17 protein-coding genes are annotated in these 22,096 nt (G+C 70.0%); 13 read left to right on the forward strand and 4 right to left on the reverse strand.

Features of this window, described 5'->3' with window-relative positions; translation table 11 throughout:
• Positions 1-42 precede the first annotated feature (42 nt).
• Positions 43-579 carry a GNAT family N-acetyltransferase gene (locus ACIHIX_RS08200; protein ID WP_399951505.1) on the reverse strand — a complete coding sequence of 179 codons (537 nt, stop codon included), beginning with the start codon at positions 577-579 and terminating at the stop codon, positions 43-45.
• Positions 580-586: 7 nt separating this feature from the next.
• Complete coding sequence (map, locus tag ACIHIX_RS08205; RefSeq protein WP_399951508.1) at positions 587-1,360, reverse strand: type I methionyl aminopeptidase; 774 nt, start codon at positions 1,358-1,360, stop codon at positions 587-589.
• A 32-nt stretch (positions 1,361-1,392) separates the two neighbouring features.
• On the opposite strand from map, the gene ACIHIX_RS08210 reads away from it, so the two are divergent.
• The 9 genes from ACIHIX_RS08210 (at position 1,393) to ACIHIX_RS08250 (ending at position 12,393) form a co-directional block, all read left to right on the forward strand.
• Positions 1,393-1,644: a helix-turn-helix domain-containing protein gene (locus ACIHIX_RS08210; protein ID WP_399951511.1), complete on the forward strand. Its 252-nt coding sequence runs from the start codon at positions 1,393-1,395 to the stop codon at positions 1,642-1,644.
• Positions 1,645-1,776: 132 nt separating this feature from the next.
• A complete protein-coding gene (locus ACIHIX_RS08215) occupies positions 1,777-3,369 on the forward strand; it encodes a hypothetical protein (RefSeq protein ID WP_399951514.1) in 1,593 nt (530 codons plus the stop codon).
• A 170-nt stretch (positions 3,370-3,539) separates the two neighbouring features.
• A complete protein-coding gene (locus ACIHIX_RS08220) occupies positions 3,540-4,382 on the forward strand; it encodes a nitrilase-related carbon-nitrogen hydrolase (protein ID WP_399951517.1) in 843 nt (280 codons plus the stop codon).
• Entirely contained in the window at positions 4,379-5,662 is a 1,284-nt protein-coding gene (locus ACIHIX_RS08225) for an aspartate aminotransferase family protein (protein WP_399951520.1), read from the forward strand. Before ACIHIX_RS08220 ends, ACIHIX_RS08225 begins: the two co-directional genes overlap by 4 nt.
• A gap of 25 nt (positions 5,663-5,687) precedes the next feature.
• Complete coding sequence (locus ACIHIX_RS08230; protein WP_399951523.1) at positions 5,688-7,235, forward strand: PucR family transcriptional regulator; 1,548 nt, start codon at positions 5,688-5,690, stop codon at positions 7,233-7,235.
• A 155-nt stretch (positions 7,236-7,390) separates the two neighbouring features.
• Positions 7,391-8,233 carry a nitrilase-related carbon-nitrogen hydrolase gene (locus tag ACIHIX_RS08235; protein WP_399951526.1) on the forward strand — a complete coding sequence of 281 codons (843 nt, stop codon included), beginning with the start codon at positions 7,391-7,393 and terminating at the stop codon, positions 8,231-8,233.
• A 60-nt stretch (positions 8,234-8,293) separates the two neighbouring features.
• On the forward strand, positions 8,294-9,697 hold the full coding sequence (gene hydA, locus ACIHIX_RS08240; RefSeq protein ID WP_399951529.1) for a dihydropyrimidinase: 1,404 nt from the start codon (positions 8,294-8,296) through the stop codon (positions 9,695-9,697).
• A gap of 11 nt (positions 9,698-9,708) precedes the next feature.
• Complete coding sequence (locus ACIHIX_RS08245) at positions 9,709-10,728, forward strand: TIGR03842 family LLM class F420-dependent oxidoreductase (protein ID WP_399951532.1); 1,020 nt, start codon at positions 9,709-9,711, stop codon at positions 10,726-10,728.
• 114 nt (positions 10,729-10,842) lie between these two features.
• The gene (locus ACIHIX_RS08250) at positions 10,843-12,393 is read left to right on the forward strand and encodes an NCS1 family nucleobase:cation symporter-1 (protein ID WP_399951534.1); all 1,551 of its coding nucleotides are present in this window, start codon (positions 10,843-10,845) and stop codon (positions 12,391-12,393) included.
• A 28-nt stretch (positions 12,394-12,421) separates the two neighbouring features.
• On the opposite strand, the gene ACIHIX_RS08255 is transcribed toward ACIHIX_RS08250, so the two are convergent.
• Both ACIHIX_RS08255 and ACIHIX_RS08260 read right to left on the reverse strand, forming a co-directional pair.
• Complete coding sequence (locus ACIHIX_RS08255) at positions 12,422-13,081, reverse strand: hypothetical protein (protein ID WP_399951537.1); 660 nt, start codon at positions 13,079-13,081, stop codon at positions 12,422-12,424.
• A 211-nt stretch (positions 13,082-13,292) separates the two neighbouring features.
• On the reverse strand, positions 13,293-14,300 hold the full coding sequence (locus ACIHIX_RS08260) for a carboxymuconolactone decarboxylase family protein (protein ID WP_399951540.1): 1,008 nt from the start codon (positions 14,298-14,300) through the stop codon (positions 13,293-13,295).
• 167 nt (positions 14,301-14,467) lie between these two features.
• On the opposite strand from ACIHIX_RS08260, the gene ACIHIX_RS08265 reads away from it, so the two are divergent.
• The 4 genes from ACIHIX_RS08265 to ACIHIX_RS08280 are packed head-to-tail and all read left to right on the forward strand — an operon-like array spanning position 14,468 to position 22,079.
• Positions 14,468-15,685, forward strand: a complete 1,218-nt coding sequence (locus ACIHIX_RS08265) for a sensor histidine kinase (RefSeq protein WP_399951543.1) — start codon at positions 14,468-14,470, stop codon at positions 15,683-15,685.
• A gap of 52 nt (positions 15,686-15,737) precedes the next feature.
• Positions 15,738-16,400, forward strand: coding sequence for a response regulator (locus tag ACIHIX_RS08270; protein WP_399951546.1), 663 nt, complete (start codon positions 15,738-15,740; stop codon positions 16,398-16,400).
• Positions 16,401-16,432: 32 nt separating this feature from the next.
• On the forward strand, positions 16,433-20,194 hold the full coding sequence (locus tag ACIHIX_RS08275) for a DUF4062 domain-containing protein (protein WP_399951549.1): 3,762 nt from the start codon (positions 16,433-16,435) through the stop codon (positions 20,192-20,194).
• Between the two features lie 58 nt (positions 20,195-20,252).
• Positions 20,253-22,079: a gamma-glutamyltransferase family protein gene (locus tag ACIHIX_RS08280; RefSeq protein WP_399951552.1), complete on the forward strand. Its 1,827-nt coding sequence runs from the start codon at positions 20,253-20,255 to the stop codon at positions 22,077-22,079.
• Positions 22,080-22,096: the final 17 nt, after the last annotated feature.

The raw sequence follows: 22,096 nt of genomic DNA on the forward strand, positions 1-22,096 counted from the left end.
CTGATCGACGTGCCGGAGTCGGGTAACCCGGGCCGCGGCCCGCTACACCTGTGACCACTCCTTCGCCAGGCGACCCACCAGCGCGGCGGGCCAGATGTACTCGACCTCGCCCACCACGAGGTCGGGCGCCAGCCGCAGCGGGCGCTCGGCCGTGCGCAGGCCGCCTTCACGCTCGTAGAACACGATCGCACGATCGTTGCCCCGCAGCACCTCCAGGACGACGTCCCGGCCGGGACAGGTGCCGGCCGCCCAGGTGAGGCCGGCGCGCAGGAGGCGGCGACCGAGGCCGGTGCCCACACGGTCCGGGCGGACGTGCAGGTTGTCGACGTGGACGCGGCCGTCGGCGGTGGTCCGGAGGTGGACGAACCCGCACAGCTCGCCGTCCTCCTGCGCGGTCAGCAGCAGCTGGTCCGCGCTGAGGGCGGCCGTCCGCGCCCGCCACTGCTCCCGCTGGTCCTGGGCGAGTGAGCCATTGAGATACGCGGCGGGCAGGAGCGGGGCGTAGGCGCTGCGCCAGCTCGCCGTGTGCAGGGCGGCGATCCGGTCGGCGTCGGCGGGGGTGCCCGCGTCGATGCGCATACCGGCGTCAGTCGGCGCGTGCGGTGAGGACGCGCGGGCCCGCGTCCGTGATCGCCACCGTGTGCTCGGCGTGCGCCGCGCGCGAACCGTCGTTCGTGCGCAGGGTCCAGCCGTCGAGGTCGGCGTGGTAGCCGTCGGTGCCGCCGCCGATCACCATGGGCTCGATCGCCAGGACCATGCCGTGCCGCAGCCTCATGCCACGGCCGGGGCGGCCCTCGTTCGGGACGCCCGGGTCCTCGTGCATACGGCGGCCGATGCCGTGCCCGCCGAAGCCGTCCGGGATGCCGTACCCGGCCGATCGGCACACCGTGCCGATCGCGTGCGCGATGTCGCCGATGCGGTTGCCGACGACGGCCGCCGCGATCCCCGCGTCCAGGGCTCGCTCCGCCGCCTCGATCAGGCGCAGGTCCGCCTCGCGCGGGGTGCCGACCGTGAAGCTGAGCGCCGAGTCGCCGACCCAGCCGCCGAGTTCGGCGCCGAAGTCCATCGAGACGAGGTCGCCGTCGCGCAACCGGTAGCGGGTCGGGACGCCGTGCACGATCGCGTCGTTCACGGAGGCGCACAGGACGGCCGGGAACGGGGTCGGCGCGAAGGACGGCCGGTAGCCGAGGAACGGCGAGGTCGCGCCCGCCTCCCGGAGCACCGCATGGGCCACCTCGTCCAGCTCCAGCAGGGAAACGCCCACGTCGGCGGCCTTGCGCACGGCCGTGAGAGCACGCCCGACGACCTGCCCCGCCTCGTACATGGCGTCGATCGATGTGTCTGTCTTCAGCTCCACCATGCCAATTACTATACCGGTATTAGAATGGGGGCATGGTACGCACCCCACTGACCCCCGAAGAGCGCGAACGCGGCGAACGGCTCGGCCGGCTGCTGCGCGAGGCGCGCGGCGGCCGCAGCATGGCCGACGTCGCGGCGAGCGCCGGCCTCTCGGCCGAGACCCTCCGGAAGATCGAGACCGGCCGGGCCCCCACGCCGGCGTTCTTCACCGTGGCGGCACTGGCGCGGGCGCTCGGGCTGTCGATGGACGAGATCGTCGAGAGGTGCGCCCTGGCGCCCGTGTGACCATGCCGCACGGCACGTTCCGGCAGGTGCGGCACACTCTGCGGCCAGTCCGAAAACTCCCCGTAGCGCATTCGTAACACGGCTCGTGTTGTCTTACGGACCGGAGTGCTCCGGTCTGGCGGGAGTTGAGCGATGGCAGTGGATCAACTCCCGGGTCGGATAAGGGAGTTCGTGTACCACCTGGACGGCCTGCTGGCTCGCCTGGATCACGGTGGCGGCTGGTGCGCGGTGTTCTGGCAGCGCGACCCCGAAGGCATGCAGGCCTGCCTCGAAGGGCGTGAAGTGCCGCCCTGGGACGTGGTGGAGGCGCTCCTCCAGGACCTCGCCACCGAGTACGGTCCCGCCGTCGCCGCTCCCGAGGCCGAACGGGCCCGCGTCCTGCACGCCGAGGCCCTTGCCGCGTACGACGCCCGGCCCGGCGCCCGTGACGCCCTGGGTGACCGTCTCGACGTCATGCTCCGCGAGCAGCGCTACGCCGCCGAACGCCAGGCGGAACTGGGCCACTTGCTCGCCGGCGCCACCACCCAGGAGGCCGCCGACGCGATCCGTCTCGACCTCGCCTGGGCCCGCGACGACCATGAACGCGCGACCGCCCGCTGCGCCGAACTCCGGTCCCGTATGGCGGACTTGGACCGCCGCTCGGCGGGTGGCCAGGCGCGGGAGATCCGGCGGGGCGGGCAGACGGCGGCGGGCGGGGTCTTTCCTGTCGGAGGCGACGGCGCGGCGGGGTGGGGTGCCGCGCAGGAGCGGGAGGCGCGGGCCCGCACCGCCGGTGTCGACGTTGCGGCCGGGCCCCAGGGTGGCGCCGACGGGCAGCGCCGGCAGCCCCATGACCGGCCGGGCGAACCGCCCCGGGCCGCCGCCGCCCTGTCCGCTCCCCAGGATTTCCCGGCCGGGCCCGGTGATTTTCTAAGCCCCGGCAGGCCCGAGGAGCCCGAGCCCAGAACCCACGGTGACGGCCCCGCAAGCACCCCCGCCCCCACCCCCACCCCCAAGCAGCGCAAGCGGCGCCGAGGCAGCGCCCGCTTCGCCGGCATCGTCGAGGAGGACGTCGCTCCCGTAGCCGTACCGCCCGCCGCAGCGCCGACGCTGCCCACCCCGGCCGCCACCGGTCGCCGTACCCCGCGAGGGGCCCGGTTCGCCGGGGCCGCCGAGCCGGTGGAGGCGGCGCGGGCGCAGGCCGAGCCGCTGGACGGCGGGGCGCGGCGGGAGGTGGCCCAGGCCGTCGAGCAGCTCGTACGGCTGCGGGGCGAAGGACGCAGCGGGGAGGCGCACGCCCTGCTGGTCGACGCCGCGTACTGGCCCGCCGCCCGGTTCCCGCTGCTCGCCGCCGAGCTCCAGCGCGCCGGGCTCGGCGCCGACTGGGCGACCCTGCTGTGGGAGGCCGCCTCGCTGCCCGCGGAACGGCTCGTCGCCGCGGCGGACGCGCTCGTGGCCGCGGGGCGCGGCACGGACGGGGAGCAGGTGCTGCGGCAGGGCGTCGTACGGCCCGCCGAGGAGGTCGGCCAGGCCGTGCTCGGGCTCGTCCACGAGGGACGCCGCCGCGAGGTGCGCGCGCTGCTCGACGCGTACGTCCGTGTCCGCACCCCGGAAGAGGCCGCCCGCAGCGCCGCCCCGGGGCCGCAGACCCTCGTACCGCTGCTGCTGGAGGCGGCTCAGGGGGTGTCGGAGGAACGCCACTGGGACCTTGTGCACGCGCTCCGCGTCGCCGGTTTCACCACCTGAGAGCCCCCGCCCGAGCCGCGTCCGCTCACCCACGTGAGTGTGAAACGTGATCGACTCAGCGGGTTAACGACGATGGTCTTGGCAAGGCTGCTGGAGAGGCTTACTTTCGACCCTCTACGGCCTTCGTCTACGGGCGTAGAGGCTCTGAGGTCCCGTCGAAGGAGCAGCTCATGGCCAACGTCGTTCGTGCCGCACTGGTCCAGGCCACCTGGACCGGCGACACCGAGTCCATGGTGGCGAAGCACGAGGAGCACGCCCGCGAGGCGGCCCGCCAGGGTGCGAAGATCATCGGCTTCCAGGAAGTGTTCAACGCCCCCTATTTCTGCCAGGTCCAGGAACCGGAGCACTACCGGTGGGCCGAGCCGGTGCCCGACGGGCCGACCGTGCGCCGTATGCAGGACCTCGCCCGCGAGACCGGCATGGTGATCGTCGTGCCGGTCTTCGAGGTCGAGCAGTCCGGCTTCTACTACAACACCGCCGCCGTGATCGACGCCGACGGCACCTTCCTCGGCAAGTACCGCAAGCACCACATCCCGCAGGTGAAGGGCTTCTGGGAGAAGTACTACTTCAAGCCGGGCAACGCGGGCTGGCCGGTCTTCGACACGGCCGTGGGAAAGGTCGGCGTATACATCTGCTACGACCGCCACTTCCCGGAGGGCTGGCGCCAACTCGGCCTCAACGGCGCCCAGCTCGTCTACAACCCCTCCGCCACCCACCGCGGGCTTTCCAGCTACCTCTGGCGCCTGGAGCAGCCGGCCGCCGCCGTCGCCAACGAGTACTTCGTCGCCGCGATCAACCGCGTCGGCGTCGAGGAGTACGGCGACAACGACTTCTACGGGACGTCGTACTTCGTCGACCCGCGTGGTCAGTTCGTCGGGGACACGGCCAGTGACAAGACCGAGGAACTCGTCGTCCGCGACCTCGACTTCGACCTCATCGAAGAGGTACGGCAGCAGTGGGCCTTCTACCGGGACCGCAGGCCCGACGCCTACGAGGGGCTGGTGCAGCCGTGAACGACCTGTTCGCACGCCATCGCTCCGTCCTCCCCGAGTGGCTCGCCCTCTACTACGCGAACCCGCTGGAGATCACGCACGGCGAGGGCCGGTACGTGTGGGACGCCGAGGGCAACAAGTACCTCGACTTCTTCGGCGGCATCCTCACCACGATGACCGCGCACGCGCTGCCCGAGGTCACCAAGGCGGTGAGCGAACAGGCCGGGAGGATCATCCACTCCTCGACCCTGTACCTCAACCGGCCCATGGTCGAACTCGCCGAGCGCATCGCCCAGTTGTCCGGCATCCCGGACGCCCGTGTCTTCTTCACCACCTCCGGCACCGAGGCCAACGACACCGCCCTGCTCCTCGCGACGACGTACCGCCGCAGCAACACGATCCTCGCGATGCGCAACAGCTACCACGGCCGTTCCTTCAGCGCGGTCGGCATCACCGGCAACCGCGGCTGGTCCCCGACCTCGCTCTCCCCGCTCCAGACGCTGTACGTCCATGGCGGCGTCCGTACCCGCGGCCCCTACGCGTCGTTGAGCGACGACGACTTCATCGCGGCCTGCGTCGAGGACCTCAAGGATCTCCTCGGCCACACCCGCCCACCCGCCGCCCTGATCGCCGAGCCGATCCAGGGCGTCGGCGGCTTCACCTCCCCGCCGGACGGGCTGTACGCCGCCTTCCGCGAGGTGCTCAGCGAGCGCGGCATCCTGTGGATCGCCGACGAGGTGCAGACCGGGTGGGGCCGCACCGGCGACAACTTCTGGGGCTGGCAGGCCCACGGGCAGAACGGCCCGCCCGACCTGCTCACCTTCGCCAAGGGCATCGGCAACGGCATGTCCATCGGCGGTGTCGTCGCCCGCGCCGAGATCATGAACTGCCTCGACGCCAACAGCATCTCGACGTTCGGCGGCACCCAGATCACCATGGCGGCCGGCCTCGCCAACCTGTCGTACCTCCTGGAACACGACCTCCAGGGCAACGCGCGGCGCGTCGGCGGACTCCTCGTCGAACGGCTCCGAGCCGTCGCCGCGCAGGTGCCCGGCGTACGCGAGGTCCGTGGGCGCGGGCTGATGCTCGGCGTCGAGCTGGTGAAACCCGGCACCGACCAGGCCGACCCGGACGCGGCGGGCGCCGTGCTGGAGGCGTGCCGTGCGGGCGGGCTGCTCATCGGCAAGGGCGGCGGCCACAACACCAGCGCCCTGAGGATCGCCCCGCCGCTGTCCCTCACCGTCGCGGAGGCCGAGGAAGGCGCCGCGATCCTCGAGAACGCTCTGAGGGGCATCCAGTAGCAGTACCCAGCAAGGGATGTACGCCATGACCACCACCTTGGACCATCTGGAACCGGCCCTGTCCGTCCGCCAGGTCCTCACCCTGGAACGGGTGCTCGCCGGGGAGCCCGAGGTGGTGGCCGGCGCGGCCCAGCTCGACCGCGCGGTGCGCTGGGTGCATGTCGCCGAGGCCGCCGACGTCGGCGTCATGCTCACCGGCGGCGAGATGGTCCTCACCACCGGGGTGCTGCTCGCCGGTGACGAGGGTGCGCAGGCCGAGTACATCCAGTCGCTGCACCGTGCGGAGGCCGCGGCCGTCGTCCTCGGTCTGGGCCGGGCCTTTCCGGCCCCGCCGGACGTCATGCGCCGGGCCGCCGAGCGGTGCGGGCTGCCCATGGTCGTCCTCCACCGGCCCTTCCCCTTCGCCGAGTTGACCGAGGAGGTGCAGTCCCGGCTGGTCCGGCGGAAGTTCGCGGCGGTGAGCCTCTCCGAGGCCGTCCGCACCTCCCTCACCGGCCTCATCACCGCGGGCGCCCCGCTCCAGCGGCTCCTCGACGACATCGCCCAGCACAGCGCCTGCCCCGTCGTCGTCACCAACCTCGCCCATCGCGTCCTCGCCACCGCGGGGGAGCGGCCGGCCGTGGACGACGTGCTGCGCGACTGGGAGCGCATCGCCCGACAGGCCGGCGGCACCGAGGGCGACGGCTGGATCCGCGCCGAACTGGGCGGACGCGGCGAACGCTGGGGGCAGATCCTGCTCTGCGGCTACCGCGGGGACACCGCGAGCGGACGGCTGCTGGCCGACCGGGCCGCCGAGGCCCTCGTCCTGCACCGCATGCTCGGCGGCACCTCCGCCCACACCTGGGAGGAGCAGTCCGCGCAGAGCCTGCTCACCGACCTCGTCAGCGGGGTCGTACCGGCACGGCAGCTGCTGCCGCGGGCGCGGGCCGCCGGGCTGCCCGTCAACCGGCGGACGTTCGTGCCACTGGTCGTGCGGGACGGTGATCCGGCCGAACTCGACCGGGTGCTACGGCTGTTGGGCCTGCCCGGACTCGTCGCCGAACTCGCCGACGGGGTCACCGCCGTGCTGCTGAGCCTGGCCCGGGACCAGGACGCCGCGGTTCTGACGGCGAACTTCGCGGCCCGGCTGACGCAGACCGTCGTGGCGGCGGCAGACCCCCGTACGGCCTGGGACGACGTCCCCGCCGGGATGCGCGAGGCCCAGCACGTCGCCGACGCCGTCGCCTCCGGGGCGCTCGACCTTCCGGTCGTCGTACGCCTCAAGGACGTTCATCTGCGCGGCCTGATAAGGCTGTTGCGGGACGACCCGCATGTGCAGTCATTCGCCGAGCGGGAGTTGGACGGGCTGCTGTGCGACTCGGGCCCGGGGGAGGGGCTGCTCGCCGTTCTGCGGACCTATCTCGCCACCGGCCGCAACAAGTCCCGCACGGCCCAGCTCCACCATGTCTCGCGCCCCGCGCTGTACCGGCGCCTCGAAGCGATACAGACCCGGCTCGGCGTCGACCTCGATGACTTCGAACAGGCCGCCTCGGTGCACATCGCGCTCCTCGCGCATGACGCGCAACAGAGCTGAAACATGCCATGACCTGGGAAAACGACGGTGAAACATGGGATCGCGCAGGGGTGACACCGTGACACGCCGCACGCCCGCAGACGTGACACGCTGCAACTCAAAGCCCGCTTCCGGACTTCCTAGATTGCTCGCACACCGAGCGACCGGAGGTCCCGATGAGCAGAGTGATCCGTGCCGCCCTCTTCCAGACCGCGTGGACGGGCGACAAGGAATCGATGATCCAGGTACACGAGCAGGCGGCCCGCGACGCGGCCGCGCAGGGTGCTCAGGTCCTGTGCTTCCAGGAGCTGTTCTACGGGCCGTACTTCTGCCAGGTCCAGGACAAGGCGTTCTACGAGTACGCCGAGCAGATCCCGGACGGGCCGATCGTCAAGCGATTCCAGGCGCTGGCCAAGGAGTTGGGCATCGTCCTGATCCTGCCGATGTACGAGGAGGAGCAGCCCGGCGTCCTCTACAACACGGCCGCGGTGATCGACGCCGACGGCTCGTACCTCGGCAAGTACCGCAAGCACCACATCCCCCAAGTCCCGGGATTCTGGGAGAAGTTCTACTTCCGCCCCGGCAACCTGGGCTGGCCGGTCTTCGACACCAAGGTCGGGAAGATCGGCGTGTACATCTGCTACGACCGCCACTTCCCGGAGGGCTGGCGGGCGTTGGGTCTCGCGGGCGCCGAGATCGTCTTCAACCCCTCGGCCACCTCGCGCGGACTCTCCGCCTACCTGTGGCAGTTGGAGCAGCCGGCCGCGGCCGTCGCCAACGAGTACTTCGTCGGCGCGATCAACCGGGTGGGCGTCGAGGAACTGGGCGACAACGACTTCTACGGGACGACCTACTTCGTCGACCCGGAGGCCCAGTTCGTGGGCGAGGTGGCGAGCGACAAGGAGACCGAACTCGTCGTACGGGACCTGGACCTGAACAAGCTGCGCGAGGTGCGCGACCGCTGGCAGTTCTTCCGCGACCGCCGCCCGGACGCGTATGCGCCGCTGACCGCACCCTGACCGAACCCACCTGACCGAACCCACCCTGACCGAACCCACCACCCTGGCAGGAGAGGGACCATGAGCAGCCGTACCGTCATCCGCGGTGGTCTCGTCATCACGGCGTCCGACGAGATCCACGCCGACGTGCTGATCGAGGACGGCCGCATCGCCGCCCTCGCCGCCTCGGGCACGTCCGCCGCCGAAGCGTTCACCGGCGAGCGGACCCTCGACGCCACCGGGAAGTACGTCATCCCCGGTGGCGTCGACGCCCACACCCACATGGAGCTGCCGTTCGGCGGCACCTTCGCCTCCGACACCTTCGAGACCGGCACCCGGGCCGCAGCCTGGGGCGGTACGACCACGATCGTCGACTTCGCGGTGCAGAGCGTCGGCCACTCCCTGCGCGAGGGCCTCGACGCCTGGCACGCCAAGGCGGAGGGCAACTGCGCCATCGACTACGCCTTCCACATGATCGTCTCCGATGTGAACCAGGAGACGCTCAAGGAGATGGACCTGCTGGTCGAGGAGGGGGTGACGAGTTTCAAGCAGTTCATGGCCTACCCGGGCGTCTTCTACTCCGACGACGGCCAGATCCTGCGCGCCATGCAGCGCTCCGCCGAGAACGGCGGCCTGATCATGATGCACGCCGAGAACGGCATCGCGATCGACGTGCTCGTGGAGCAGGCGCTGGCCCGCGGCGAGACCGACCCCCGCTACCACGGTGAGGTGCGCAAGGCCCTGCTGGAGGCCGAGGCCACCCACCGCGCCATCAAGCTCGCCCAGGTCGCCGGCGCACCCCTGTACGTCGTGCACGTCTCGGCGATGGAGGCGGTGGCCGAGCTGGCGCGCGCCCGCGACGAGGGGCTCAACGTCTTCGGCGAGACCTGCCCGCAGTATCTGTTCCTGTCGACCGACAACCTCGCCGAGCCGGACTTCGAGGGATCGAAGTACGTGTGCTCGACCCCCCTGCGCCCGAAGGAACACCAGGCCAAGCTCTGGCAGGGCCTCAGGACCAACGACCTCCAGGTCGTCTCCACCGACCACTGCCCCTTCTGCTTCGTCGGCCAGAAGGAGCTGGGCCGCGGCGACTTCTCGAAGATCCCCAACGGTCTCCCCGGCGTCGAGAACCGCATGGACCTGCTCCACCAGGCCGTCGTCGACGGGCACATCACGCGCCGCCGCTGGATCGAGATCGCCTGCGCCACCCCGGCCCGCATGTTCGGCATGTACCCGAAGAAGGGCACCATCGCCCCCGGCGCCGACGCGGACGTCGTCATCTACGACCCGCACGCGGAGCAGATCGTCTCCGCCGAGACGCACCACATGAACGTCGACTACTCGGCGTACGAGGGCAAGCGCCTCACCGGCCGGGTCGAGACGGTCCTCTCGCGCGGCGAAGCCGTCATCACCGAGCGGGAGTACACCGGGCACGCAGGGCACGGCGTCTACACCCCCCGTTCCACCTGTCAGTACCTCAACTAGGAGTGGCGCCCATGGACTTCGGACTCGTCCTGCAGACCGACCCGCCGGCCTCGAAGGTCGTCAGCCTGATGAAGCGCGCCGAGCGCAACGGCTTCACCTACGGCTGGACCTTCGACTCCGCCGTGCTGTGGCAGGAACCGTTCGTGATCTACAGTCAGATCCTGGCCAACACAACGAAGTTGACGGTCGGACCCATGGTCACCAACCCGGGCACCCGCACCTGGGAGGTCACCGCCTCCACCTTCGCCACCCTCAACGACATGTTCGGCAACCGCACCGTCTGCGGCATCGGCCGCGGCGACTCCGCGATGCGCGTGGCGGGCCGCACCCCGAACACACTGGCCCGCATCAGCGAGGCGATGAAGGTCATCCGCGCCCTCGGCTCCGGCCAGGAGGCCGACCTCGGCGGCACGGTCATCAGGTTCCCCTGGATCAAGGAGGACGCCGAACTCCCCGTATGGATGGCGGCGTACGGCCCGAAGGCGCTGAAGATGACGGGGGAGGAGGCCGACGGGTTCATCCTCCAGCTCGCCGATCTGTATCTGACCGAGTACATGGTCAAGGCGGTGAAGGACGCGGCGGTCGCGGCCGGCCGTGACCCCTCCGAGGTGAAGATCTGCGTCGCCGCCCCCGCCTATGTCACCGAGGACGACTCGCCCGAGGCGCTCGCCCACGCGCGCGAGCAGTGCCGCTGGTTCGGCGGGATGGTCGGCAACCATGTCGCCGACCTGGTGTCGAAGTACGGCGAGCACTCGTCCCAGGTCCCAGAAGAACTCACGGACTACATCAAGGCCCGCCAGGGGTACGACTACTCGCATCACGGACGGGCCGACAACCCGGACACCGCGTTCGTGCCCGACGAGATCGTGGACCGGTTCTGCCTCATCGGGCCCGTCGAGAAGCACATCGAGAAGCTCAACGCCCTGCGCGAGCTGGGCGTCGACCAGTTCGCCGTCTACGACATGCACGACGCGCAGGAGACGACCATCGACGCGTACGGCGCGAAGGTCATCCCCGCGCTCAACGCCTGACCAGCACCACCTGGACCCCCCACACCTTGTCTCCTCCCTTCCCGCCGTCCCGGGGAGGGAGGGCCCAAGGCCCCCGCACGGCCTTTCCCGTCCCGCTCACTGATTGGCCTGCCCATGACCGACACAGTCCCCCCGGGGTCGCCGATATCGAAGTCCGCCGACACCGGCGGCCGCATCGAACTCAGCCCCGAGGCCTTTCCCGCCGACAGTCCCTTCGCCAACGACGACCTGCGTCCCGTACCGGTCTCCGAACGCAAGTGGACGACGTACAACTTCGCCGCCCTGTGGATCTCCATGGCCCACTGCATCCCCAGCTGGACCCTGGCCTCCGGCCTGGTCGCGCTCGGGATGGACTGGAAGCAGGCCGTCTTCACCATCGCCCTGGCCAACGTCATCGTGCTGCTGCCGATGCTGGCCACCGGGCACGCCGGACCCAAGTACGGCATCCCCTTCCCGGTGCTGGCCCGCGCCTCCTTCGGGCTGCGCGGCGCCAACATCCCGGCGCTGATCCGGGCGGCCGTGGCCTGCGGCTGGTTCGGCATCCAGACCTGGATCGGCGGCAGCGGAATCTTCGCGCTGGGCTCCAAACTCACCGGCGGGCACTGGGAGAACGCGGGGAAGATCGCAGGGAACCCGTGGCCGCTGTGGTTGTGCTTCCTGCTCTTCTGGGCGCTGCAGATCGCGATCATCTACCGCGGCATGGACTTCCTGCGGCACTTCGAGAACTGGGCCGCGCCCTTCGTGATCGTCGGCGCGATCGTGCTGCTGGTGTGGATCGCGGTCAAGGCCGACGGTTTCGGCGCACTGCTCGACCAGCCCTCCAAGCTGGGCTGGGGCCCCGACTTCTGGCCGGTCTTCTTCCCGTCGCTGATGGGCATGATCGGTTTCTGGGCGACCCTGTCGCTGAACATCCCCGACTTCACCCGCTTCGGCGCCAGCCAGAAGGCGCAGACCTGGGGACAGGCGCTCGGGTTGCCCACGACCATGACGCTCTTCGCGGTCCTCGCGGTGCTGGTCACCTCCGGCTCCGAGGTCGTCTACGGCGAGGCGATCTGGGACCCGGTCACCCTCGCCGCCAAGGCGGACAACGCCTTCGGGCTGCTCTTCGCGCTGATCATCGTGCTGGTCGCCACCATCTCGGTGAACATCGCGGCGAACGTCGTCTCACCGGCGTACGACCTCGCCAACCTCGCCCCGAAACTCATCAACTTCCGTACGGGCGCGCTGATCACAGGGGTCGTCGGCATCCTGATCTTCCCCTGGAAGCTGATCTCGACGCCCGAGTTCTACATCTTCACCTGGCTCGGCGTGGTCGGCGGCCTGCTCGGTACGGTCGCGGGCATCCTCATCGCCGACTACTGGATCGTGCGCCGTACGGTCCTGCACCTGGCGGACCTGTACACGCCCGGTGGGCGCTACTGGTACTCCAACGGCTGGAACTGGCGGGCAATCCTCGCCTTCGTCGTCGGCGGGTTGCTCGCGGTCGGCGGCTCGTACTCGGGCGTCGGCGCCGACGGGTCGAGGACGGGGCCCTTCCCGACGGACGGACTGATCCCGTTCCTCAAGCCCCTGGCGGACTACGGCTGGGCCGTGGGCCTGGGAGCGTCGCTGGCGCTGTACGTCGCGCTGATGCTGCCGTTGGGGAGGGAGCAGGAGCGCGTGTGACGGTCGTGCGACTGGAGGGCGGCCGGTGTCACCGGCCGCCCTCCAGCGCTGCCACCGCGTCCTTGGCGGCCTTGATGGCACCCTTGTTGATGAGGTCCGTGTCGGGCGCCTTCTTCGACTCGAAGTCGCTGCCGTTGTACGTGACGACCACCAGCGCGTTGGACGCCTGGACGATCACCACGCCCTCGCGCGTCTGCTGCTTGTCCTCCGTGGTGAGGTTCACGACGGAGTAGCCCTGGTCCCCGAGGCCCGGAACATCTCCTCCGCCGCTCTTCTCCTCGATACGCTCCTTGTACGTCTTCTGTGCCGATTCGTCCGAGTCCGTGATCTCGAAGGACACGTCGAGCCAGCGGTAGTCGTAGCCCTTGAGCGCGTTCCAGGAGCAGGTGCGGCGGAGTTTCGTGTCCGTGGACGGAATCTCCTTGCCGGCCGTCTTGGCGCCCGGAACCAGCGACTTGATGTTCTTCACGGTGACGCTGCCGCAGGGCGCGGGGGAGGAGGTGTACGTCTTCGAGGCCGCCGCGGTCGAGGGCGCCGACGCGGACCTGGTGCCACCGCCGCCCTTCGACGCGGACTCGTGGTCGCCGGTCGGAGCGGGGCCGGACGACAGCGTCCAGCCCGCGGCGGCGAGCACGACGACCGGGGACAGACGCGCGGTCAGGGCGAGCGGCAGAGGAAGGGAACGCACAGGCGCACTTCTCGTGGGGGATGGGTGCGGAGACGGTCCGCACAGCGGACGGGGGACGGCGCGGGGGTGTCGGTGCGGAGGGTGTCCGCACTGTGGACGGGACGCCAGTGTCACACGAGTCCCTGTGGGGCGGTAGTGCCAACTCGCTCCGTGCATGTGCGGTGACGGAGGCCCGCGGTTGACGCGCCGAGTGCCCTGTTATGTCCCCTCGTCAGCTCCGTACGGCGCTGTGAGTGAAGGCCGATTCGATCCGGTCGACCGCGAGGAACGCGCCGTAGGAGACGAGCCGCACCAGATCGCCGTCGGTGTGCTGCGGGCCGCGCCACGCCGTCACGTCCTCGTCCGTGATGCGGTACGGCGCGAGCGCGGCCAGCAGCACGAGCCGCACCCCCGGCTGCTCGTCCCGGCCGGGGATGCCGGGGAGGCCGAGCGGAAGGTGATCCCCGTCCCAGTCCTGAAGCACCTCCTCCACGAGGTCCTGGTCGTCGACGTCGAGGAGGTCGGCGCCCGCCATGGCCGCCCTGAGCAGCGCCGCGTACGCGTCACCGACGGCCGTGCCGCCCGCCCACGCGGGGGCCTCACCGGCGTCCGGACGGTCGAGCAGCGTGAGGCTCTCCCCGGGCGCGGCGGTCCGGCGCACGGTCCGCGCGAGGGTACGGCCCGCGACGCTGCGCACCGCGCGGAACCGCTGGAGGTTGCACGGCAGCATCTTCTCGGTCAGCAGGGCGGACACGACGCGGTTGATGAAGTGGAAGGCGAGCGCGGTCCCGAGATAGCCCGGGGCGTCCACGCGCGGGAAGGGGAGCGGCCCGTCGCCGAGGGCCGCGCCCGGCACCCGGGTACGCCGGCCCCAGGCCAGCACACGCGCGTGCGCCTCGTCGCGCGGCTCGTGCCCCTGGGCGACGCGCTCGGCCACGGCGTGGTCGCCGGTGGCGTGCAGCAGCACGGTGTGCGCGTCTACGCAGAACGGGCACTTGTTGGCGAGCGACACCCCGAGCGCGGCGAGTTCCTTGCCGGTACGGCCACCGGGGCCGGCGATCAGGGACTCGCGCATCAACGCCCAGGTGGCGGCGAGGATTTCCGGTACGGCGGAGAGCACCACGAAGGTGGCCGGCTCGTCGATGCCGAAGTCGTGGGACAGCTGCCGGTAGACCTCGGCGGTGCGTCCGGTGGCCGCTTTGGGCGGCAGGGGCTCGGTGTAGCGGAAGGAAGTGGACATGGGTGCCAGGGTGCGCCGGTCGAGCGGCCGCGGTCGTCGTACGGCGGAAGGGAGTTGCGCCTGCGCCGCCGGGGCGGGAGGGGGCGGGGGACTACTACGCCGGGAGTAGCCGCGGAGTTGTCCACAGGGCTGACGCGGGGGTCGGTACGGCGGTCTAGTGTGCGGACATGAGCGGGATCCAGGGCGGGACGGCCGCCGGTACGGCGTTGGGGGCGGCCGACGGGACGGCCTCGGGGGCGACGACGCGGGCGGGTACGGGGTCGGTTGCGGCGGCTCCGGTTGCGGGTGTGCGGGTGGCCGCGCGCGAGCGGCTCGTCGATGTGATCCTCGCGGTCCTCGTCGGCACCCTCGTCGGGGTCACGGCGGCCTTCGACACGGACACGACCGTCGCCGACTACGCGCTGATCGCCGTCGCGTCGGCCGTCCTGGCGTTGTACCGCACGGCGCCCAGGGCGGTGCTGGCCGTGGCGACGGCGAGCGGTGCGGCGTACGTCCTGCATGCCCACCCGGGGCCGTCCGCCGCTCTCCCCGTGATCGCCGCGAGCCACGTGGCGGCCCGTGTGGGGCACCGCGCGTGGGCTGCCGTGGCGGGCGGGGTGTTCCTGGTGGCGTATCTCGCGACCGGCCCGACGACCCGGCAGATCGTCGAGCAGGCCGCGCTGCTCATGGGCTGGTTCCTGTGCGCGGTGGTGACGGGCCTCGCCGACCGCAACTGGCAGGCGTACCTGCGTCAGACGGAACAGCGCGCCCTGGAGGCGGAACGCACCCGGGAGGAGGTGGCGCTGCGCCGGGCGGGCGAGGAACGGCTGCGCATAGCGAGGGAGTTGCACGACTCCCTGACCCACAGCATCTCGATCGTCAAACTCCAGGCGGGCGTGGCGGTGCACCTGGCCCGCAAGCGGGGCGAGGAGGTACCGGACGCCCTCCTGGCCATCCAGGAGGCGAGCGGCGAGGCGATGCGCGAACTCCGGGCCACGCTGGACGTACTGCGCACTGACGAGCCCACGGGCACGCCGGCGCTGCTGGTGGAGCGGGCGCGGGCGGCGGGCCTCGCGGTGGAGCTGACGGTGGCGGGCGAGGAACAGCCGTTGGCGGCCACGGTCGACCGGGCGGTCTACCGCATCGTCCAGGAGGCACTGACGAACGCGGCACGGCACGCGGGACCGGCGAAGGTGGGGGTGCGGCTGGCGTACGGCGAGGGATGCGTGACGGTGACGGTGGAGGACGACGGCAACGCCGACCCGAGCCGCCCGGTCACGCCCGGCATCGGTCTGCGCGGCATGAGTGAACGCGTGACGGCACTGGGCGGCACGTTGCTCGCCGCCCCGCGCGCGGAGGGCGGCTTCCGTGTGCGGGCCGAGCTGCCGGTGGAGGCGGCCGCGTGATCGGGGTGCTCGGCCTCTCGCCTTGTCCCGGGCGGCCGTTGGCGGTGAGCGCGTGATCAGGGTGGCCCTCGTCGACGACCAGGCCCTGATGCGGGCCGGGTTCCGGGCGCTCCTCGACGCCGAGGACGGCATCGAGGTGGTCGGGGAGGCGGCGGACGGGGAGCGGGGCGTGGAGCTGGTCCGCGCGCAGGTGCCGGACATCGCGCTGATCGACGTACAGATGCCGGTCATGACGGGCATCGAGGCGACGCGTCGCATCGCGGCGGACCCGTCGCTCGCGACCGTCCGGGTCGTGATCCTCACCAACTACGGTGTGGACGAGTACGTCTTCGAGGCGCTGCGGGCGGGGGCGAGCGGCTTCCTCCTCAAGGACACGGAACCGGCGGAGCTGTTGCAGGCGATCGAGGTGGTGGCGAAGGGGGAAGCCCTGCTGTCCCCGTCCATCACCCGCACCCTCATCGGCGAGTTCGTCTCCCGCCCACCCGACCGCGCCACCGCCCCCGGCCTGGAATGCCTCACCCGCCGCGAACTCGAGGTCACGGCGCTCGCCGCGCGCGGGCTCAGCAACGAGGAGATCGCCGCGCACATGGTGATCAGCCCGTTCACGGCGAAGACGCATGTGAGCCGGGCGATGACGAAGTTGGGGGCGCGGGATCGGGCCCAACTTGTAGTGTTCGCCTATGAGTCGGGGCTGGTGACGGCACGGGGACAATGAGTGTCGGCGGCCGGTTCGAAAGCGGGGGCGCCATGGTCGACGTCTACATCTCCTCGACGTTCCAGGACCTGCAAGAGGCCCGCGCACAGGTACGGCAGACCGTCCGGCGTATGCAACACGTCGACGTGGCGATGGAGTACTACGGGGCGTCGGACGAACGCCCCTTGGACAAGTGCGTTGCCGACGTGGCCGCTTGTGACCTCTACATCTGCGTCGTCGCCTGGCGGTACGGGTTCGTTCCCGAGGGGCGGACGGAGTCGATCACCGAGCTCGAATACCGGCAGGCCGTCGTGTCCGGCAAGCCGCGGCTCGTCTTTCTGCTCGACCAGGAAGCACGATGGCCGATGAGCCGGATGGAACTCGGGGCCATGGCGGACCTGACACGCTTCCGGGCCGAGCTCGAACGCGACACGATCGTGGACACGTTCACGGACGAAGCCGACCTGGGCAGAAAGGTCGCCGAGGCGATTCACCGGTGGGAACGCAAGCAGGGATCCTCTGAGGGAGTCGCCGACTGGGAGTCGTACCGGAGGTCCGTCTCCGACGCTCACCGTTGGGTCAGGCTGGCGGTCATCGCCGGGGCGAAGCAGGACCGCCGGCTGACGGAGATCCCGCTGACCGACGTGTTCGTCCCGCAGCAGGTGCAAGGAGGTTCACCCGAGTACGAGGTACTACCGTCTGAGGACCTGGGCGCGAGGCAGGCCGATGCGGAGAGGGCGGAGCCGGCCCTCACGGGCGTGACAGGGGTGGGCGGCGCGGCGGTCGAGCAGATCCGGGACGTACTGGCCAGGGAGCGCCGACAGGTGTTCCTGGGCGCACCGGGCAGCGGAAAGAGCACCCTTCTCCTGGACGCCGTACTCCAACTCTGCGACACCGGACGGGGCCCGGACGACCTGCCCCCGAACCTACGGCACGCGCCGCTCCCCTTCTTCGTCGAACTCCGGCAGTACGTCCTCGACCCGGCACCGACGTTCGTCGAGTACATCGCCGCCAACGTGAGCCGTCGATACGGCCTGGACGTCGACGTCGAGACTGTCAAAGCCGTTCTTGGCGAGACCGACCGGGCCGTAGTGATGTTCGACGGTCTGGACGAGGTCTTCGACCCGCGGACCCAGAGCGCGGTGATCGAGGAGTTCCGGCAGTTCTCGCGCGCGTACGAGGGCTGCCGGATCGTGGTCACGTCCCGGATCGCCGGGTACGAGGCCCTGGAACTGGAACGGGACGGCTTCCGTCACTACACCGTCCTCGGCTTCGGGCTTCCAGAGATTCGCGACTTCGTGCCCAAGTGGTACACGTACTACACCTGGCAGGGCGACGAACGGGACGCGCAGGGCCTGATCCATCGCATCTCGGAAAGCCCACGACTGCTGGACCTGGCCGGCAACCCGCTCCTGCTGACGATGATGGCGGTCATCTACAAACACCACGACCTGCCCGAGAAGCGGCTTCAGCTCTACAAGCGGTGCTCCGAAGTCCTGCTGGAGGACTGGGAGGTGAAGCGGAAGAAGATCTCGCGGCAGGAATCCCTTCCGCTGGGTTTCCCGATGGTGGCGGAGCAGAAGGAGGAACTGCTTCAGCAGGTGGCCATGCACATGCTGGAGCACCGAGAGGCGGACAGCGAGCTCAACATCATCACGCGTGAGCCGCTGCTCGTCATCATCGCCGAGTATCTCCAGTCGGAGTACACGAAGTCGCCGGGCGAGGCGCGTGCGGTGGCCTCGGAGATCCTCAATCACCTTCGCGAACGGACCTATGTCATCGCAGAGGTGGGCGAGAACCGGTTCGGGTTCGTCCATCGCACGTTCATGGAGTACTTCGCCGCGCAGTACTGCAAGGCGGAGTTCAATCGGCGGGAGGCGGACTACGACTGGCTGACGGCGTTGTTCGCGCGGAGCTACTGGATCAGCGACTGGCGGGAGGTGCTCCTGCTGCTGATCGCCACGTTGAAAGAACAGGAGTCACCCGTACGGAAAGTCATCGACCACTTGTTGAGTCGGAGCGTTGCCGGTGTGCCGACCCACCTTGGGTTCGCGGCGCGTTGTGTTGCCGAGGTCGGGGCCAGTGACGACGACTGGTCGCGGGATCTACTGCACCGGCTGGTGGTCGCCATCCGATCCGTGGCGAGGGCGAACGATGACACCTCGGTGGCGTTTCTGAACGATGCGCTCACTTCGTTCTCGGCGATCATGACGTCGCCGGTCACCCTCCGAGAGGACACGCTGAGCATCATCGACGGATTCGGCATGGTCAAGGCGCTGCGCAGCCGGATGGTCGGGTTTCAGCTTCAACTGGCGTTGCGCTCCAGGGTGGAACGACGTGAGTTTGCGATCAATGCGCTCGGGGACGACGAAGAGGCGGTGCGGAGAGGGGCCGTTGCCGCGTTGGAGCGTGAGTGGGCCGGGCGGGAGGACGTGGGGTGGGCTCTCACGGAGGTGCTGCGGGCGGATCGGCAGCCACGAGTGCGGATGGCCGCGTTGGAGGCTCTGGAGCGGGGATGGCCGGGAGACCGTGAGGTTCTCGATGCCATCGGGAGACGATCGAGCGTGGAGACAGCCTATTCGGTCGTCATCGATACCCTGCGGTATCTGTCCCGACAGTGGCACGGAGACCGGCAGGCGCTGGAGATCGTTCTACAGTTCTGCTCCACCCAGTCGCAGCTCAGCGTCCCGCTGAACGAGCCGTATGCCGTACGAGACGCCTTGACGTTGACCCTCGTCAAGGGGTGGCGTCACATGCCGGAATCCGACGCCCTGTTGAGGCAGCACTGGCTTGGTGCTGTCAATGGACTGGCGCAGACCGGAGCGCCCGCCCTCATCGCGCTGGCTCGAGGCTGGGCGGACGATCCCGTAGTGATGGACTGGGTCCGAGAACAGATCGCCGAGTGTCTTGACTCGGGAGCATGGGTCTGGGTGCTGGCCGCCATGCTGGAACTGTTGCCGGAGGAAGGCGAGTTGCGGGCACGGGCGCGGAAGCAGGCTGAAGATCTGAGTACGGCGCCTCAATTGCGCATGGAGATCGTCGCCGCACTCGGGACCTCGGGGCTTGACGCGGCGGAACTGGCTTGGCTTGAGCTCCGTATCGAGGCAGATTCATCGCCGGCGGCAAGGCTGTGGATGCTGAACGTCTGGGCCGATGTAGAGCGGGACGTGGAGCGACGGGTATTGCTATTGCGGCGGACCCTGAGAAGCTCGCACACCGATATCAGCCTGCGCGCCTTCGAACTGCTGCTGGCGACGAGCCACGAGGAGGGGCTGCAAGCGGCTCGATATCTCTCGGAACGTGAGCAGAACCGGAATGTACGCATGGAGGTACTGCTCATGGCGGTTCTCCGAAGCCCGACCTGGTTGAATGAGTTCCTCCGCGAGAGGATTTCTCGTGACGAGGATCAGTATGTGCGCGCCACCGCCGTGTGGCGACTTCGGCTTCCGCTGGACTTCCAGACGCCGGATGTGTTCCGGTATCTGAGCGGATTCCAGGAGGAATTCAGAATCCCGTTCGATCTGCGAACTCTCGAATTCCCTTACGGATTTTGGGAGGGCTCGCGGCGGGGCGTCGCAGGAATCCCGACGAATATGGAATCAGGTCATGATCTGGCGGGTGAATTCGCATTCCTGACCGATGTGGCCAGGTATGACTCATCAACGAACGTCAGGGCGAGCGCCGTCTTGGCACTGAGTCTGCTGGCTCCGCACAGCCGCGCGGCCAGAACGACCTTGGTGCAGTGCAGTCGTGGCGAACTTGTCGTCAGGCTCCGTAGGTTCATCGAACTCTTGCTGCCGTCGGAGCTGCCGTAGTAGCGACGTACGATCGCACCGCAACCTCGCTTCCCTGTCACTCGTCGTGAGGACCCCCGTGTTCACCACCCGCCCCACCCTCCAGGGCACCTTCGGCATGGTCTCCTCCACGCACTGGCTGGCCTCGCAGTCGGCGATGGCGGTGTTGGAAGACGGTGGCAACGCCTACGACGCCGCGGTGGCGGGGGCGTTCGTGTTGCATGTCGTCGAGCCGCATCTCAACGGCCCCGCCGGGGAGGTGCCCATCCTGCTGGCGCCCGCCGACGGGAACGTACGCGTGTTGTGCGGGCAGGGAGTTGCCCCCGCAGGGGCCACCGTCGCGCACTACAAGTCGCTCGGGCTCGACCTCGTGCCCGGCACCGGGCCCCTCGCCGCCGCCGTTCCCGGTGCCTTCGACGCCTGGATGCTGCTGCTTCGGGACCACGGGACCAAGTCCCTCGCCGATGTCCTCAAGTACGCCATCGGGTACGCCGAAGACGGTCACGCGCCCGTGGAGAACGTCGGGGCGACCGTCGAGACCGTGCGGGAGTTGTTCGAGACGGAGTGGACCTCGTCGGCGGAGGTGTATCTGCCGGGTGGGAAGGCTCCGAAGGTCGGTGAGCTGTTCCGGAATCCTGCGCTCGCCGCCACCTGGAAGCGGCTGCTCGGTGAAGTCGACGGCGCCGGGGACCGGGTCGCGCAGATCGAGGCCGCGCGGGATGTGTGGCGTACCGGGTTCATCGGCGAAGCGCTCGTGCGCCAGGCCGCGCGGCCCACCATGGACACCAGTGGTGAGCGGCATGCCGGGACACTCACCGCTGACGATCTCGCACGGTGGTCCGCCACCTACGAGGCGCCGGCTACGTACGACTGGAACGGGTGGACCCTGTGCAAGGCCGGTCCCTGGAGTCAGGGACCGGTGTTGTTGCAGCAGCTTGCCCTGTTGCCGGCTGAGCTTCCCGCCCACGGGTCCGCCGAGTACGTGCATCTGCTCATCGAGGGGTGCAAGCTCGCCATGGCCGATCGGGAGGCCTGGTACGGGGATGCCGATGAGGTGCCGCTCGGTGAGTTGCTGGCGGACGGGTACAACGCCGGGCGGCGGGGGCTGGTGGGGCAGAAGGCGTCGTATGAGTTGCGGCCCGGGAGCCCTGGGGGGCGGGCTCCTCGGTTGTGTGCGCACGCGCATGTCGTGGTGCCGGATGAGCCGGGGTTCAGTCCCATGGGCGTCGGCGAGCCGACCGTCGCGAAGCCGCCCACCTCGCCCGTGCCGGGTGAGCCCGGTGTCGGGGCCGATGGGTCCACGCGGGGCGACACCTGTCACCTCGACGTCGTCGACCGGTGGGGGAACATGGTCGCCGCCACGCCCAGTGGGGGCTGGCTCCAGTCCAACCCCGTCGTACCCGAGCTCGGCTTCCCGCTCGGGACCCGGCTTCAGATGACCTGGCTGGAGGAGGGGCTGCCGAACTCGCTCACGCCGGGGCGACGGCCCCGTACCACGCTCACTCCCTCCGTCGCGCTGCGTGACGGGGTTCCTGTGATGGCGTTCGGTACGCCCGGCGGGGACCAGCAGGACCAGTGGCAGCTGCACTTCTTCCTCGCCGTCGCGCTGCGGTCGGCGGTCCGGGGCGGGCTTGATCTGCAAGGAGCCATCGACGCTCCCAACTGGCACAACGACAGTTTTCCGGGCTCCTTCTATCCGCGTGGGATGCGGCCGGGGAGCGTGACGGTCGAGGCGCGCATGGACGCGGGCGTGGTGGAGGAGCTACGGCGGCGTGGACATGACGTGACCGTCGGTGACGCCTGGTCCGAGGGACGGCTGTGCGCGGTCGCCCGGGACCCGGAGACCGGGGTGCTGTCCGCGGCCGCCAACCCGCGCGGGATGCAGGGGTACGCCGTGGGCCGATGAGCCACACCTCCGTGAGT

Origin of the sequence: Streptomyces sp. NPDC051913 (genome assembly GCF_044593635.1) — a bacterium.
Taxonomy (GTDB): Bacteria; Actinomycetota; Actinomycetes; order Streptomycetales; family Streptomycetaceae; genus Streptomyces.